Annotated in this window: 13 protein-coding genes; 2 read left to right on the top strand and 11 right to left on the bottom strand. The window is 51.3% G+C overall.

Features of this window, described 5'->3' with window-relative positions; genetic code table 11:
• Nucleotides 1–438 precede the first annotated feature (438 nt).
• Nucleotides 439–1,158: a nicotinamide riboside transporter PnuC gene (gene pnuC, locus T488_RS0114850; RefSeq protein WP_051536507.1), complete on the top strand. Its 720-nt coding sequence runs from the start codon at nt 439–441 to the stop codon at nt 1,156–1,158.
• A 93-nt stretch (nt 1,159–1,251) separates the two neighbouring features.
• On the top strand, nt 1,252–2,196 hold the full coding sequence (locus T488_RS0114845; protein ID WP_242838361.1) for an HD-GYP domain-containing protein: 945 nt from the start codon (nt 1,252–1,254) through the stop codon (nt 2,194–2,196).
• A gap of 32 nt (nt 2,197–2,228) precedes the next feature.
• Here T488_RS0114845 and glgA read toward each other — a convergent pair whose 3' ends face one another.
• From glgA to T488_RS0114790, 11 genes are all read right to left on the bottom strand, one after another.
• Entirely contained in the window at nt 2,229–3,650 is a 1,422-nt protein-coding gene (glgA, locus tag T488_RS0114840) for a glycogen synthase GlgA (protein WP_028521479.1), read from the bottom strand.
• 15 nt (nt 3,651–3,665) lie between these two features.
• Nucleotides 3,666–4,787 carry a glucose-1-phosphate adenylyltransferase subunit GlgD gene (gene glgD, locus T488_RS0114835; protein ID WP_028521478.1) on the bottom strand — a complete coding sequence of 374 codons (1,122 nt, stop codon included), beginning with the start codon at nt 4,785–4,787 and terminating at the stop codon, nt 3,666–3,668.
• Between the two features lie 15 nt (nt 4,788–4,802).
• The gene (locus T488_RS0114830; RefSeq protein WP_028521477.1) at nt 4,803–6,029 is read right to left on the bottom strand and encodes a glucose-1-phosphate adenylyltransferase; all 1,227 of its coding nucleotides are present in this window, start codon (nt 6,027–6,029) and stop codon (nt 4,803–4,805) included.
• Between the two features lie 35 nt (nt 6,030–6,064).
• Nucleotides 6,065–8,212, bottom strand: a complete 2,148-nt coding sequence (gene glgB / locus T488_RS0114825) for a 1,4-alpha-glucan branching protein GlgB (RefSeq protein ID WP_028521476.1) — start codon at nt 8,210–8,212, stop codon at nt 6,065–6,067.
• Between the two features lie 239 nt (nt 8,213–8,451).
• A complete protein-coding gene (locus tag T488_RS0114820) occupies nt 8,452–10,686 on the bottom strand; it encodes a SpoIIE family protein phosphatase (protein ID WP_028521475.1) in 2,235 nt (744 codons plus the stop codon).
• Between the two features lie 142 nt (nt 10,687–10,828).
• The gene (locus tag T488_RS0114815; protein WP_028521474.1) at nt 10,829–11,461 is read right to left on the bottom strand and encodes a precorrin-8X methylmutase; all 633 of its coding nucleotides are present in this window, start codon (nt 11,459–11,461) and stop codon (nt 10,829–10,831) included.
• Nucleotides 11,461–12,927: a cobyric acid synthase gene (locus T488_RS0114810; protein ID WP_028521473.1), complete on the bottom strand. Its 1,467-nt coding sequence runs from the start codon at nt 12,925–12,927 to the stop codon at nt 11,461–11,463. The genes T488_RS0114815 and T488_RS0114810 overlap by 1 nt, the downstream gene beginning before the upstream one ends.
• Nucleotides 12,920–13,954 (bottom strand): pyridoxal phosphate-dependent aminotransferase, encoded by a 1,035-nt coding sequence (locus T488_RS0114805; protein WP_028521472.1) that lies wholly within the window; start codon nt 13,952–13,954, stop codon nt 12,920–12,922. The genes T488_RS0114810 and T488_RS0114805 overlap by 8 nt, the downstream gene beginning before the upstream one ends.
• Nucleotides 13,951–14,919 carry an adenosylcobinamide-phosphate synthase CbiB gene (gene cbiB, locus T488_RS0114800; protein WP_028521471.1) on the bottom strand — a complete coding sequence of 323 codons (969 nt, stop codon included), beginning with the start codon at nt 14,917–14,919 and terminating at the stop codon, nt 13,951–13,953. The genes T488_RS0114805 and cbiB overlap by 4 nt, the downstream gene beginning before the upstream one ends.
• Complete coding sequence (locus T488_RS0114795; RefSeq protein ID WP_028521470.1) at nt 14,916–15,476, bottom strand: histidine phosphatase family protein; 561 nt, start codon at nt 15,474–15,476, stop codon at nt 14,916–14,918. The genes cbiB and T488_RS0114795 overlap by 4 nt, the downstream gene beginning before the upstream one ends.
• Nucleotides 15,466–15,864, bottom strand: a complete 399-nt coding sequence (locus T488_RS0114790; protein ID WP_028521469.1) for a bifunctional adenosylcobinamide kinase/adenosylcobinamide-phosphate guanylyltransferase — start codon at nt 15,862–15,864, stop codon at nt 15,466–15,468. The genes T488_RS0114795 and T488_RS0114790 overlap by 11 nt, the downstream gene beginning before the upstream one ends.
• Nucleotide 15,865: the final 1 nt, after the last annotated feature.

Raw genomic sequence — 15,865 nt, 5'->3', positions numbered from 1 at the left:
TCAAGATGCTGTCTTCGCTATCTCTCTTCGAGACAGCTTAACTATTATATCACTTTCCTTCAGGTTTGTCAAGCTCTTTTTTCAAATTTCTTTGAATTTTTTTCGCTCGTCCGCTTTCGCTTCCCTGTCGGACAGTGATTATATTATACCACCTGTTTCACGATTTGTCAAACCAAAGATTGAAAGCATTTTCACCATTTTTTTGTACGAAATAACCGATTAGCTTTGAAAAACCCTTTCATTCCCCTATAAACAGGGTTTTTCCGTCTCCTCCTCATTTTATTTCGGTACTTGTTTCCTTTTTTCACTTGCACTTTCCCACTCCATGTGATATAATATTGTTACTGCCACCGGGTAGAAATGCAGAGCATTTGTTAAGTACATCGTTAGGTCTTTGAAGATGTACTGAGCAAGTGCTATTTTTTTTGGAGGTTTATCATGAAGCTAAAACAGCTTTTCAGCTCCCTCACCATTATTGACTATTCTATATGGAGCGCGGCAATGCTTTTCATAACAGTTTCCTTTCTTATCTTTGACAGGACGAATCTCCTTACTCTTGCCGCTTCGGTTATCGGAGTGACCTCTATTATCATAAATGCAAAGGGACACCCTCTCGGGCAGCTGCTCATGCTTTTCTTCGCCGCTGTTTACGGCTATTTCTCCTTTTCATTCCGCTATTACGGCGAGATGATAACATACCTCGGAATGACTGCTCCTATGGCACTTTTTGCCCTTATTTCATGGCTTCGCAATCCTTTTAAAGAGGGTAATGCGGAGGTTAGGGTAAATCATCTCAGCCGGCTTGAAATTGCCTTTATGTCATTGCTTACCATGATAGTCACTGTCATTTTTTACTTCATTCTCCGTCATTTCAATACTGCTAACCTTATCCCCAGCATAGTTTCCGTCACCACAAGCTTTGCCGCAGTCTACCTGACCTTCCGAAGAAGCGCTTTCTTTTCCCTGCTTTACGCCGCAAACGATGTTGTGTTAATAGTTCTCTGGGCTCTTGCCTCAATTACAGACAGTTCTTACATCTCCGTGCTTATATGCTTTGTGATGTTCCTTGTCAGTGACATCTACGGCTTTGTCAGCTGGCTTAAAATGAAAAAACGTCAGGAAGCCTCCGACCCGTTCCACAGCACTTTTTCTTCCTGATTTTTCACGCTATACCTTGAATTTTAAAATACAGTGTGCTATAATCATATTATAGTAATTCCAATTCGGACGTGTCAGAGGGGAGGCTGCGGTTTGAAATTTCTGATATACTCTATGCTCGCCGTCGGAATAATCCAGATGGTGGTAAATATATGGAAATATACTCAGTTCCTGCGTTCACTCCGCGATGTACTTTCGGCGGGCAGGGGCAGAGTAAGAATATGGAAATACGTCGCACTTGTACTGCTCATATTCTTCCTGCTGGGCTATCTCCTTGTTACATTCAAGGGCAAGCCTGACATCGTCATTGCAGGCATACTTTTCGGCGGCAGTATATTTGTTGCTATAATGCTGACCATAACATTTATGCTCATGAACAGGACAAAAGAACGAAGCATCGACATAGCCGAGGTCCTTATCGGTGTCATAGATGCAAGAGACCCCAACCTCAACGGTCACAGCCGCCATGTCCAGAATCTGACCATGCTCCTTTATGAGTATATCCCCTCGCCAAAGAAAAGGCTTATCAATCCCGTCAGCCTTGAGTACGCAGCACTTATGCACGATGTGGGAAAGCTTGGAGTTCCCGAGGTAATACTCAACAAGCCTGAAAAGCTCACCGACGAGGAGTGGCAGGTAATGAAAAAGCACCCCGACATCGGCGTGAAGATACTTGAGCCCCTGAAGTCATTCCGTCACGTTTTCCCATGGATACTCTACCACCACGAGCATATGGACGGAACAGGCTATCACGGTATGAAGGGCTGGCGTATCCCGTACGCCTCCCGTATAATCGCCGTCGCCGATACATATTCAGCAATTACCATGAAGCGCTCATACAAGGAGCCCCGCACCTATGAGGAAGCCCTTGAGATAATGCAAAGCGTTGCAGGCACTCAGCTGGACAGCGACCTTGTGGAGATATTCTGCAATATACCTAAAAACAAGGTACTCGCCTGCAAGCCCGAAAAGGTGGATTTTGACATTGGCGACATTCCCGATAATATTGAAAAAACAAAAACAGAGCCACAGCACTGAAACTGTGACTCTGTATTTTTTATGTGTGCAGCTCAGTCAGCCGCCAGCACCTTCTTATAGGTCTCGATGTAGAGATCGGCAGACGCCGACCAGCTGTGGTCGCACTCCATCATGCGAACGATCAGCTCGTTCCACCTTTCCTTATCGTTATAATCGTTCCACGCGCGCTTGACCGCATCAAGCATATCGTTGGCATTATAGGTCTTGAAGGTGAAACCGTTGCCGTTTTCGCCGCCGTTGTCGCGGACAGAGTCCCTGAGACCGCCCGTCTCGCGGACGATAGGAGCTGTTCCGTATCTCATGGCTATCATCTGTGCAAGTCCACAGGGCTCGCTCTGCGAAGGCATGAGGAACATATCAGCACCCGCGTATATCCTTCTGGAGAGCTCGGGGATAAATCCGATAGTGACAGACACCCTCTCGGGGTATCTTGCAGCCATCTCAAGGAAGAAATCCTCGTAGATCTTCTCACCGCTTCCCAGCACAGCAAACTTTATGCCGTCGTGGACCATTTCCTCAAAGACACAGCGTATCAGGTCTATGCCCTTGTGGCGGACAAAACGAGTGACTATGCCGATTATGGGCTCATCGCCCTCAGCCAGTCTGAGCTCTGATATGAGAGCCGCCTTGCACTTCGCCTTCCCCTCGAGCTTCTTTGAAGAATAGTTCGCCTCGATAGCCTTATCCTTGGAAGGATCGTAAAGCTTGGTATCTATGCCGTTCATGATCCCGCGTAACTTATACTGCTTGGTGACAAGTATCCTGTCAAGACCGTGAGCGTACCACGGGTCAAGTATCTCCCAGGCATAGCTGGGGCTGACCGTAGTTATCATGTCACAGGTCTCGATAGCTCCCTTCATCATATTGACATAGCCGTCATAATCAAGGAGTCCCGCATTGTACATGGGAATGCCCATGAGTTCACTGAGGACTTCCTTTCCGTATTTGCCCTGATATTCGATATTGTGGATGGTGTAGACCGTCTTGATACCGTCATAGCCCTGCTGATACTTATAATAGACATTATAGTAAACAGGTATCAGAGCCGTCTGCCAGTCGTTGCAGTTGATGATGTCGGGCGTGAACTTGATATACCTGAGCATTTCAAGCACAGCCCTGTCGAAGAATACAAATCTCTCACAGTCATCATAGAAGCCGTAGAGACCGTCCCTTGCAAAATAATACTCATTATCGATGAAGTAATAGGTTATGCCGTCCCTGACAGCCATAAATATCCCACAGTACTGCTTGCGCCATGAGACATCTACGGTTATATTGGTCAGAAAGACCATTTTCTCCCTAAGCTCGGGGCTTACCGACTTGTAAAGGGGTATTACCACCCTGCAATCATGCCTCTTGTTTTTTATAGCCTTCGGAAGGGAACCTATAACATCTGCAAGACCGCCTGAAGCTGCAAATGGCACAGCCTCGCTGGCAGCAAATAGTATTTTCATATTTGATCACCGCCGTCAGATCTTACCGCCTTTTCCAATATACAGCGGATATGTCTCGGAGCCCGTAAGCACCTTTTCATTGCTTATCTCCACGTTCTTATCGGCAATTACCGATGAGATACTGCAATTCTCGCCCACCTTAGTGCCCTGAAGGAGAACGCAGTCCTTGACCACCGAATCCTTTCCTACCTTTACGCCTCTGAAAAGTATTGAATTTATGACAGTTCCTTCAATGATACAGCCGTCAGCAATAAGGGAATCCTTTATGTTTGATTCCAGTCCGTACTTAACAGGACCATTGTCGCCGATCTTTGTCAGAACAGGCATATCCTTGCGGAAGAGGGCATTCTTCTTCTCGGGATCAAGCAGCATCCTGTTTGCCAGATAGTAGTCCTGTATGCTGTCGATCTTTGTGAAGAAGCCGTCATGCTTATAGCCCATTATCTTGAAATCGTCTCTCCTGCCCTGAAGGATCTCACGGGTGAAGCTGAACTGATTTCTGCTTGCAGCATCGGAGACTATCTTCTTCAGGAAGTCCTTGGTGATGATACACATCTCCAGCCAGATATTGCACTCGCCTGAGAACTGAGGATCCACCAGAACGTCCTTCAGTCTGTTGTCCCCGTCGAACTCAAGCACTGTTGTACACTTGTTCTTCTCATAGTCGTAAACGCCTCTGCTGTAAACAAGGGTGATGTCAGCCTCATTCTCCATGTGCTGCTTCAGCACGGGATTGAAGTTTATTGTAGTTACCACGTCGCAGTTGGACATGATGACATACTTTGCGTTTGAATGCTCAACAAATCCCCAGATATTGTTGAGAGCGTCCAGTCTTCCCTTATAGATACCGCCTGTCTGGCTGTAAGGGGGAAGAAGGTGGAGTCCGCCCTTTTTACGGGCAAGATCCCAGTCACGTCCCGAACCCAGGTGATCCAGAAGTGAGCCGTAGTTGGACTTTGTGATGACACCCACCTCAGAAACTCCCGAATGAACGAAGTTTGAAAGGGGGAAATCTATAAGGCGGTAACGTCCGCCGAAGGGTATGGAACCCATAGTTCTCTGCTTGGTCAGCTCACTGACATAAGCGTCGTGCATACTTGCGAAGACAAGTCCCAAAACATTATAATTAACACTCATAGCAACATTCCTCCGTCAGATATTTTCACCGATGATCTGCTTGGGCTCTACGACCTTTTCAGCAGATACAGTAACGTTATGTCCGACAACGGCAATGCCCCAGTCGTCTCTGTTTTCGATCTTTTCGGGACTTGATCCCACACGGGCGCGTGACTCGATAACGCTGTCGCTGCCCACTATGGCATACTCCACCACAGCCCCGGACTTGATAACGGTGCCGGGCATGATGATGCTGTAGTTTACGGTAGCGCCTGCCTCAATGGTAACTCCGGAGAACAGTATGGAGAAGTCAACGGTACCGTCGATAGTGCTTCCCTCGGAGATCATGGAGTTCTCGATGTTGGCGTTGTCGCCCACATACTGAGGAGGCATATTGCTGTTGCGTGAATAAATCTTCCAGCTGGGATCATAGAGATCCAGGGGCACACTGGGGCTGAGAAGGTCCATATTTGCCTCCCAGAGTGAATCCAGAGTTCCTACGTCCTTCCAGTAGCCCTCGAACTCATAAGCGAAGAGTCTCTGCTTGTCGCGGAGCATTGAGGTGATGATGTCCTTGCCGAAGTCCTTGGACCAGGGCTCGCCCTTATCGCGCTTTGCATTTGCCTCGTTCTCGTTCTCGATGAGGTACTTACGGAGCTTCTCCCAGGTGAATACATAGATACCCATGGAAGCCAGTGTAGACTTGGGCTCCTTGGGCTTCTCCACGAAGTCCGTTACCTGATTCTGGTCATCGCAGATCATGATACCGAAGCGTGAAGCCTCAGCCTTGGGAACGTCTATAACGGAGATAGTGCAGTCCGCGTTGTTGGCAACGTGGAAATCCACCATCTTTGAGTAGTCCATCTTGTAGATGTGGTCGCCGCCCAGAACTACCACATACTCGGGGTCATAGCGCTCGATGAAGCGCATATTCTGATAGATAGCGTTTGCAGTGCCCTCGTACCACGAAGCGCCTGCCTGAGTCTCATAGGGAGGGAGCACATGGACTCCTCCGTTCATTTTATCAAGGTCCCAGGGCTGACCGTTTCCGATGTACTCGTTGAGCACAAGGGGCTGGTACTGAGTGAGAACGCCCACTGTGTCAATACCTGAGTTGGTGCAGTTTGAGAGAGGGAAATCGATGAGACGATACTTTCCGCCGTAAGGTACTGCGGGCTTTGCCACGTTTTTGGTCAGTGCATATAGTCTGCTGCCCTGACCGCCTGCAAGGAGCATTGCAACGACTCTTTTCTTAGTATACATATTTTTCCTCCTGGATCGCTTATGCGTTATGGAATTTATTTATCCTTGGCAGAGGGTGTTTTCTTTGCCGAGGTCTTTGTCTTTTTAGCAGCGGCTGAGGTCTTTGCCGCAGGCTTTTTAGCTGCTGTCTTCTTAGCTGTAGTCTTAGCCTTTGGAGTTTCATCAGCCTTTGGAGCTGTCTTCTTAGCTGTAGTTTTAGCCTTGGAAGCTGCTTCAGTCTTTGCAGCTGTCTTCTTAGCCGCAGGCTTCTTTGCACTCTTGGTCTCGTCCTTGTCAGCAGCAGTTCTTCTCTTTACGGGAGCGAACTTGAGATAGATGACAGACAGAGGAGCCAGTGTCATTGAGATACTGTTGTCGTGACCGTGCATAGGTACACTGTCAGACTTGAATGAGCTCTCCGTAATGCCCGATCCGCCGAATTCAGCAGCGTCGGTGTTGAAGATGAGCTTATATCTGCCCTTCTGAGGAACGCCTATCCTGTAATCACGGCGCTCAACGGGAACGAAGTTGCAGACCGCGATTATCTCCTCGCCGTTATCATCGATACGTCTGAAGGAGATTATGCTCTGCTTATAGTCATCGTTGGAGATCCAGCTGAATCCGTTCCATGAGTCGTCATTCTGCCAGAGGGGCGGATTATCAACATAGAACTTGTTCAGCTTTTCCGAGAACTTCAGCAGGTTTCTGTGAGAGTCGAAGTCCATGAGGTTCCAGTCCAGCTGTGACTTGTAGTCCCACTCCTTCATCTGTCCGAACTCCTGTCCCATAAAGAGCAGCTTCTTGCCGGGGTGAGCCATCATGTATGCCAGGAAAGCGCGGTATGAAGCGAACTTCTGCTCATACTCACCGGGCATTTTATTTATCATGGAGCACTTTCCGTGAACTACCTCGTCATGGGAGATAGGAAGGATATAGTTCTCCGAGAATGCGTAGAAGAATGAGAATGTGAGCTTGTCATGGTTGAAAGCTCTGTAAATGGGATCAAGGGACATATAGCTGAGCATATCGTTCATCCAGCCCATGTTCCACTTGAAGTTGAAGCCCAGTCCGCCTATATCGGTGGGCTTTGTTACCAGAGGCCATGCCGTGGACTCCTCGGCGATCATAAGAGCGTCGGGGTGTTTGAGGAAAACAGCCTCGTTGAGGTGCTTGAGGAACTCAACGGCTTCCAGGTTCTCGTTGCCGCCGTAGATATTTGCAGCCCATTCGCCCTCCTGCCTGTCATAGTCCAGATAGAGCATGGACGCTACAGCGTCAACTCTGAGACCGTCCACATGGAACTGGTCGAACCAGTAATTAGCGCTGGAAATAAGGAAAGAGCATACCTCAGCCTTACCGTAATCGAAAACTCTGGTGCCCCATGCCTTATGCTCCTTTTTGCGGTCGTCGGTGTATTCGTAGCAGCAGCTGCCGTCGAACTCATAGAGACCTGCCTCGTCCTTGGGGAAGTGTGCAGGCACCCAGTCAAGGATGACACCTATCCCCGCGGCGTGGAACATATCTATCATCTTTCTCATGTCGTCGGGAGTTCCGTAGCGTGAGGTCGGGGCGAAATAGCCCGTCACCTGATAGCCCCAGGAGCCGTCGAAGGGGTACTCCGTCAGGGGCATGAACTCCACATGAGTATAGGACATCTTCTTGAGATACGGTATTATCTCCTTGGCGAACGTGACATAATCAAGGAAAACTTCCCCGCCGTAGTTCTTCCACGAGCTGAGGTGCACCTCATACACGTTCACAGGGCTTTTGTATATGCTCTTGTTTTTCTTTTCATCGAACCACTTGTCATCGCTCCACTGGAAGCTGCTCTCATAGATCTTGGAAGCAGTTCCGGGTCTTGTCTCATAATGCGCCGCATAGGGGTCAGCCTTCATCAGTATCCTTCCGTCCTGCGCCTCGATACTGAATTTATAAGCGTCGAACTGCTTAAGCTTAGAGATCTCAGCCTCCCAGATACCGTCCGCGATGAGGTACATGGGATTTGCAGCTCTGTCCCAGCCGTTGAAATCGCCGACAACAGATACGCTTACAGCATTAGGAGCCCAAACTCTGAAAGTGAAAACCTTGCCTCTTCCCTTTTTCTTGGAATGAACGCCAAAAAACTTGTATGCTTCGTAGTTTTTACCCTGGTAAAAAAGGTACAGCGGAAAATCATTTGGATTGTTATTTTTATTAACAGACATAATTCAGCCTCCTTTGCTATAATACATTTTATCAGAATCAGCATAATTATTCAAGCATTTTTGCAAATCGTGAGAAAATTTCAGATGTTATGCTAATATTACCACTTCTAATTAGTGCATTTTGACATATTTATTCTGGCAATTCCTCGTTAGCCTTTGTTAAAATGCACAGCAATTGAATGTATTTAGCGCGAACTGTATGTCATTTAAGTTAATATTTTGTGAACAAAATGTGACTTTCAGGCGGTTACCCTAACGCCTATGACCGTGACGTCATCGGCGTGTATGGTGGGATTGAACACGGGAGCTTTCCGGCATATCTCGCTGACCATATACCGCAGGTCATCACCGCCCAGAAGAAGCTCCTTGATGAAGGGATAGGCACCTTCGGAGATGCCGTCGGAAAACATGATTACTATGTCCCCCTCCTCGAAGCCGCAGTCCCTTGTAAACACCTCGGACTGCTCATATATGCCTATGGGAAAGGTGGGCGCAGTTATCTTCAGTACGCTGCCTCTGTGACGGATGAGGGTCGCCGCAGCTCCCGACTTTATCACAGTGAGACCGCAGTCGTCAAGGTCTATGCGCAGAGCGTCCAGGGTCGCGAAATTCTCCTCTCCCGACCTGGTGACCATGACGGAATTGATAAGCTTTATGGCTGAGCGGAAATCCACACCGCTGCTGACAAGTCTGCGGAAAAGGCTGACTACCATGGCGGACTCCGCAGAGGCACTGCTGCCCGTACCCATGCCGTCGGAGAGCACCACATATCCTGCCTCTGCCCCGTCGGTGAAAACCGTATGGGTGTCACCGTTTGAGTCTGAGCCGTCAGCAGTTGATGAGGAGGCACAGACCTCCATAGTGCACCGCGGCTTCTCGAAAACTCTTATGCGCACCTCCCTGCCCGTGCGCACAGGCTCGGTGCAGCCCATTTTCAGTCTCAGTTCATCGGCTATGAGGTCGCAGACCCTTCTTCTCTCCTCGGGAGCACAGTCCGCAGGGAAATACAGCTCCGTCAGCAGCCTGTTCCTGCTGTTGTAGTAGGCAATGACCTGTGCGGGAGCAAGCCCGAACTTTTCAAGCTTCACCCGGATACACCTGCTGACGCTCTCGGAATATCGCACGTCCAGTCTCTCCCCTGCTGAACGGACAAGCTCCTCGGTTATCCTCATCTGCTCATGAAGCAGGTCGCGGCTCTCAGAGAAGCGCATATCCATAAGCTTTGCCGCCGCCTTCTCACGGGAGCTCTCCGCAAAGGCGTCAATGAGCTCCTTCTTTCTCAGACAGTCCGCCAGCTCATCGGGGAAGCTCTCGGCGGCGAACTCAGTCATCTCCGCAAGCCTGCGAAAACCGCGGTATGTGTTGCCCCTGTCGGACTTCCAGCAGAAGGGGCGGCGGTAGCAGCCGGAGCACACCGCCTGTGAATTTTCCTCTATCTCAAAGCTCTCCTTGCGGCGCTGAGAAAGCATATCTGAGATACGCTCCGACTCCCTGCGAAGCTCCAGAACAGTATCCGAGAGGAAGCCCATTCTGGCGTTTATCACATCGGGAAGCATTTTCTCACCCTCGCTGCCCGTCCTTATCCACTTGTCGGAAAATTTTCCCGATACAGGAATAAAAATCAGAGCGCCGCATATAATATCTATCATGCTCTCAGCCCTTGCGAAGGTAACTCCCGTCAGCACCGTCAGTATGAAGCTGACCCCTGTGAAGAACAACGCCGCGGTCTGTGGCTTGCGGTCGTGCATATAGCCTGTCAGGAGACCTGCCGCAGGAAGCAGGACTATGCTCAGCCCTGCCGTGGGTGAAGCGAGGAATGCTCCGCAGACCGAGAGAGCACCGCAGAGCACTCCCCCTGTCTGTCTGAAGAAATAGGCGCCTGTCAGAGTAACGGCAGCGCAGAATATCACTCCTATGTTTACTGCTGGCAGCTCCACCGAGCAGAGAGAAGCTGCTGCCATGATATATACCACCGAACAGGAAAGCCCGCCTGCTCCCGAAAGGTCAACGGAGCGCTCCCTGCGAAGACCGCTTATGAGCCTTGCGGCAGAGTACGCCGTGTAGCCCGCAACACTGCCGTAGAAGCCGTAAAACAGCAGCTTTCTTGTCAGCTCACCTATCACCGCCGATACCGCTGCTCCCGAGACAATAACACTTACGGCAGTATTGATACCGCTGAGTTTAGGGTCGCTTCTGGGCTCCAGGAACATCTTGATTATGACTATCAGCGCCAGGGAGGACAGCTTCACGATATTATGCCCCACCGTGCCGCCTATTATACTGCGGACAAGGCTCCCTGTGAATACCGCCGCCGACCAGGGCAGTCCCGCTGCGCCTGCGGCAGATATATCCGCAAAGGAGGCAACTCCCCCCACCTTTGCCCCTGTCAGAAGGAAGCCTGCTCCGAAGCAGGCTGCAAAGGCGGCAGCCGTCCCCGCGTACCGCCATTCCCTTATGGTCTTAACTATCTGCATCGTACATCACCTCACAAGAATATACGATACATTATACCACGGAAAAGCCGCAGCTGCTGTCGGTATCCGCCGTCGATTTTCCGCAGAGTATGAAGCTTTGCAGAGCAAAAGAAAAAAGCCGTGCAAAGCACAGCCTTTCCTGTCATTTTCTGCCGTCAGCCATATAGAGCAGGGCATTGCATATCGCCGCCGCCACATTGCTTCCGCCCTTGCGTCCCCTTGCCACGATACATGGTATACCGCTTTCGATGATGAGCTCCTTTGACTGAACCACGTTCACAAAGCCCACAGGAACGCCGATGACCAGCTCAGGCACGAAGCTGCCTGATTTTATGTGGTCGCAGAGTTTTATAAGAGCGGTGGGAGCATTGCCCACTGCGTATATCACGGGAAGCCCCAGCTCCGCAGCCTTGTCCACTGAGGCAGCCGCCCTTGTAGTGCCCTCTGCCGCAGCCTTCTCAGCCACATCGGGGTCTGCCATAAAGCACTCCACCGAACAGCCGTGACGGGTAAGGGCAGCCTTGTTTATCCCCGACCTTGCCATGTTTGTATCTGTGACGAAGACTGCGCCGTTCTCTATGGCAGTGAGCGCCTTTTCCACCACTCCCTCGGAGAAGTACATATTGTCATAGTAGTCGAAATCCGCCGTGGTGTGGATGGCTCTCATAACTATGGGACGAATGTCATCGGGGAGCTTCCTGTCCCCCAGCTCAGCTTCTATGAGCTCGAAGCTGCGCCTTTCTATGTCCTTTGGCAGAACGTATTCAAGCTCCATCATATCCCCTCCTCGATAATTCTGTAGAGCAGCTCGATGTTGATACTGCTCCTTACACCCTCAGCCAGCAGGTCGAACTGAGCCTCCTTGTAGGCGTGTCTGTCGGCAGTACCGCCGCCGAAGGCAAGTCCCTTGCTGCTGAAAAGCTGTTTCACTATCCGTTCCGACACCTGAGGTGAATCAAAAATACCGTGTATATAGCTGCCGTAAACGCTGCCCTCATAAGCGCCTCCGCAGTCAAGAAGCTGCGGACTGCTGCTGTCCGTAGTGCCCATGTGTATCTCATATCCGCTGAACTCCGCGCCGCTGAGGCAGCTGAAAAATCCGCCTGTATCAGTGAATCTTCCATGGGTCTGCACCTGCTTTTTCTCCGCGCCGAAAACAGTGCTGCACTTTAGAAGCCCCATGCCCTTTATACTGCCGCCGCCCTCGCTGCCGAGAGGGTCAGAGATGGTCTCGCCCAGCATCTGATAGCCGCCGCATATGCCGAATACGGGGACTCCCTTTGCAGCAAGCCTGCCGACAGCTATCTCAAAGCCACTCTCGCGGAGCCATTTCATGTCGGAAATGGTGCTTTTAGTTCCCGGGATAATGACCATGTCGGGAGTCTCAAGCTCCTCATAGCGGCTGACGTAACGCACCTTCACCCCGTCATACTGAGCGAAGGCGTCGAAGTCGGTGAAGTTAGAGATACGGGGCAGCCTTATGACCGCAATGTCGATAAGCCCCTTCTCTCTTGATGAAAGCTTATCGGACAGGCTGTCCTCATCTTCGATGTCACAGCGGAGGTACGGTACAACTCCCAGAACAGGCTTGCCGCCGCGCTCCTCAAGTATACGTCTGCCGCTGTCGAAAAGCCCTATATCACCGCGGAACCTGTTGACAATGAGTCCCTTCACCATTGATAGCTCATCGGGCTCAAGGAGACCAAGAGTACCGAGAAGCTGTGCAAAAACGCCGCCCCTGTCTATATCTCCCACAAGGAGGACAGGAGCCTTTGCCAGCTTTGCCATGCCCATGTTCACAATGTCGTCGCTTTTCAGGTTCAGCTCAACGGGACTTCCCGCCCCCTCAATGACGATAATGTCATGCTGTGCGGACAGCTTTTCATAGCACTCCATTATCCATGGTATCAGCTCGCGCTTCCTGCGGAAGTACTCCGCGGCATTCATGTTTCCAACGGCTTTGCCGCCCACTATGACCTGAGAGCCCACGTCGGTGGTAGGCTTCAGCAGCACAGGATTCATGAGCACCGACGGCTCAATGCCTGCCGCCTCTGCCTGCATGGCCTGGGCTCTGCCTATCTCGCAGCCGTCGGCGGTTATGTAGGAATTCAGCGCCATGTTCTGAGACTTAAAGGGCGCGCAGGAATAGCCGTCCTGACGGAATATCCTGCACAGCGCCGCCGCTATGAAGCTTTTTCCCGCGTTGGACATAGTGCCCTGTATCATTATCGCCTTAGCCATCAAGGCACCTCCTAACCGCGCAGATAAGCGCTTCGTTATCTTCATGCAGTCCCACAGCCGTGCGGAAGAAGCTGCCGTCAAGACCGCTGTAATCACCGCAGCTCCGTATAAGTATGCCATCACCAAGGAGCTTCTCACCAAGCTGCGGGATACTGCGGAACAGTATATAGTCAGTTTCCGAGGGATATACCCTGACGCCCAGTGCAGTTAGCTCCCTTGAGAGGCAGTCCCGCTCCTCAGCGATGAACTCAACCGTTTTCCTGACGTAGTCCTCCTCGCCAAGTGCAGCGATGCCTGCCGCCTGAGCAGGTGCGGAAACGCTCCAGTACTGCCCTGCGGCGGCTAATTTTCCGGAAGTATCGGCGCTGCCGCAGACCGCGTATCCAAGCCGCAGCCCAGCCATTGCGAAAATCTTCGTGAATGAGCGGAGCACTATCACATGACTGCCCATGCAGTTAAGGGCGGTAAGCTCCTTCTCTCTCCCCGTAAAGCCGATAAAGCTCTCATCCACCAGGAGGTAAGTTCCGTTTTTTTCACACTCCGCCGCTATTTCTGCCATAAGCTCAGGGGGAACTGTCATACCCGTAGGGTTGTTGGGAGTACAGATAACCGCCATATCCGCACCCGAAAGCTCCCCGAGGATCCGTTCCGTCAGAGCAAAGTCTTCACTCTCGCGGAGGATATGCTCCCTTACCTTACAGCCGTTCTCGCGCAGAGCCTTGCCGTACTCCCCGAAGGTTGGAGCGCAGATAAGAGCCGAATGCGGCTTCAGCGCAGAAGCTGCGCGGTAGATAAGGTCATCAGCACCGTTTCCGCAGACGATGTTTTCCATATCCGCTCCTGTTTTCTCCGAAAGCTTTTTGCGAAGCTCCCTGCACAGCGGATCGGGATAGCGCTCCCAGCAGTCTGCCGAAGCAAGAGCGGCTGCCCTGACACTTTCGGGCATACCCATTGGATTGAGATTGGCGGAAAGATCCAGCCTTACATCAAGACCGAGATCGTTTCCGCCGTGTGCTGCGTTTATCATAAAATTCCTCCGACTATTACCGCCCTGACAGCCGCCGACACCATGAACACCAGTGCCGAAGCCGCATACATGAGCCTGTTTGCCCGCGGTATATCCTCATTTTCAATATCCCTGACAGGATCGCCGATGAACTCCTTTTTGTGGAGCTCCCCGAAATAGTAGGCGTCACCTGCAAGCTGAACTCCGAGAGCTCCTGCGCAGGCGGACTCGGTCTGTGCAGAATTGGGACTTGCGTGCTTACGGCGGTCACGCTTCCAGATACGGTAGGCTCTCTTGCCGTCCAGTCCCACAAGAGGAGCACAGACTATCATGGCAAGCGCTGTAAGACGTGAGGGTATGAAGTTGAGCACATCGTCAAGCTTCGCCGCAAACCGCCCTATATCAGCGTATTTCTCGTTTTTGTAGCCTATCATGGAGTCCATGGTGTTGGCTGCCTTGTAGAATGAACCGAGAACCGCTCCTCCCAGCGACATATACATTATAGGAGCCGTAACCCCGTCGGAGGTATTCTCCGCCACGGTCTCCACAGCCGCCTTTATTATGCCCTTGCTGTCGAGGACAGCCGTATCACGCCCCACTATCATGGACACCGCCTTCCGTGCGCCCTCTGTATCACCTTTGGAAGCAGCTCTGTATACCTTCATGCTCTCGTCGCGGAGGCACTTTGCCGCCATAAGATAATAGCACATAATGCCCTCCACCGCGGCTCCCAGCCATATATTCACACTATAGCACAGGATAAGTATCCCCAGTGGGACTGCCGCCGAGATAATGAGCACAGTGACAGCAAGCAGGACTCCACCTGCCCGAAGATGACCGCCCATGCGGCTGCGGACGAAGGTCTCCAGCCGCGAAATAAGCCTTCCCACAAGTCTGACGGGGTGCGGAAGGCTGTAGGGGTCCCCGAGAATGCTGTCCAGCACCGCTCCGATCAGGAGTGGCAGGACTGCTGCAAAGTAATTCATATTTTCTCCGTAACTGTTATCTTTTCGCCGTCGAACCCGGTAATGAAGCCGTGTCCGTTGGTGACCTGCCAGTGGTAGTAATCCTGATGAGGCTGTGAAAATCGCTCCAGTATCGCCATTATAGTGCCGCCGTGGACTACAAATGTGGCACTGCTTCCCTCGGGTACCTTTGCTATGGACGCAAGAAAGCCTGCTATACACCGCTCCTTGAAATCCGCAGGGTCCTCACCCTCGGGGAAGGCGCTCACGCCGCCGCTGTCTATCCATTTCTGATACCTGCTGTCCGTTGAGAGCTCTATGTAGTTTCTTCCCTCGAATGCCCCGAAATCACACTCTCTCAGCTCCTCGCAGATGATGGGAGCCTTGTCGGGATATATGAGCTCCGCCGTCTGTACGCACCGCTTCATTGGACTGGTTATGAGCACTCCGCAGGGAGGGTAGTCCGTCTTCATCAGCTCGGCGATACCCGAGAAAGAGAGTGGCTCGTCAGTCCTGCCCACATAGCGCATTTCCAGGTTGCCCTCGGTCTTTCCGTGGCGGATGAAGTCAACCCTCATTTGGGGCTCCCTTGATGTAGGTAGGTATACCGCAGATAACACGTATCACCGTATCGCTCTCCCTTGCTATCATACAGCCGCATCTGCCCGTAGCTTCGCGGCGTACACGCTCCGCCTTTACCAGCGGCACTATTCCGCAGCCTATCTCGTCCATGATGATAAGAACGTCCTTGTTGGTCTCGCAGAGGCGCTTAGTGAACTGCACGGGGTCAACACCCTCCGCAAGCAGCTTTGCAATGAGCTTATGATAGCTCTTTATGCAGACTGCGGAGAAGACCTCCTCAAAATCGCAGGTGTTGCCGTTTACCATATCTGCTTCATTTATGCCGAAAAGCTCCGTGGCACAGCCTATCTTGCCCTGAAAAGCTCCACCGATTATCATTTTCATA

The organism is Ruminococcus flavefaciens ND2009, assembly GCF_000621785.1.
Taxonomy (GTDB): Bacteria; Bacillota; Clostridia; order Oscillospirales; family Ruminococcaceae; genus Ruminococcus; species Ruminococcus flavefaciens_C.
The sequence above is the reverse complement of the archived record's forward strand: the minus strand, read 5'-3'. Positions and strand labels throughout refer to the sequence as shown.

Bases quoted from the DNA above. Each gene is read 5' to 3' on its own strand.
- T488_RS0114820 (WP_028521475.1), bottom strand. From the start codon at position 10,686: ATGCAGATAGTTAAGACCATAAGGGAATGGCGGTACGCGGGGACGGCT.
- glgA (WP_028521479.1), bottom strand. From the start codon at position 3,650: ATGAAAATACTATTTGCTGCCAGCGAGGCTGTGCCATTTGCAGCTTCA.
- T488_RS0114810 (WP_028521473.1), bottom strand. From the start codon at position 12,927: ATGGCTAAGGCGATAATGATACAGGGCACTATGTCCAACGCGGGAAAA.
- glgB (WP_028521476.1), bottom strand. From the start codon at position 8,212: ATGTCTGTTAATAAAAATAACAATCCAAATGATTTTCCGCTGTACCTT.
- cbiB (WP_028521471.1), bottom strand. From the start codon at position 14,919: ATGAATTACTTTGCAGCAGTCCTGCCACTCCTGATCGGAGCGGTGCTG.
- glgD (WP_028521478.1), bottom strand. From the start codon at position 4,787: ATGAGTGTTAATTATAATGTTTTGGGACTTGTCTTCGCAAGTATGCAC.
- T488_RS0114790 (WP_028521469.1), bottom strand. From the start codon at position 15,864: ATGAAAATGATAATCGGTGGAGCTTTTCAGGGCAAGATAGGCTGTGCC.
- T488_RS0114815 (WP_028521474.1), bottom strand. From the start codon at position 11,461: ATGGAGCTTGAATACGTTCTGCCAAAGGACATAGAAAGGCGCAGCTTC.
- T488_RS0114805 (WP_028521472.1), bottom strand. From the start codon at position 13,954: ATGATAAACGCAGCACACGGCGGAAACGATCTCGGTCTTGATGTAAGG.
- pnuC (WP_051536507.1), top strand. From the start codon at position 439: ATGAAGCTAAAACAGCTTTTCAGCTCCCTCACCATTATTGACTATTCT.
- T488_RS0114830 (WP_028521477.1), bottom strand. From the start codon at position 6,029: ATGTATACTAAGAAAAGAGTCGTTGCAATGCTCCTTGCAGGCGGTCAG.
- T488_RS0114795 (WP_028521470.1), bottom strand. From the start codon at position 15,476: ATGAGGGTTGACTTCATCCGCCACGGAAAGACCGAGGGCAACCTGGAA.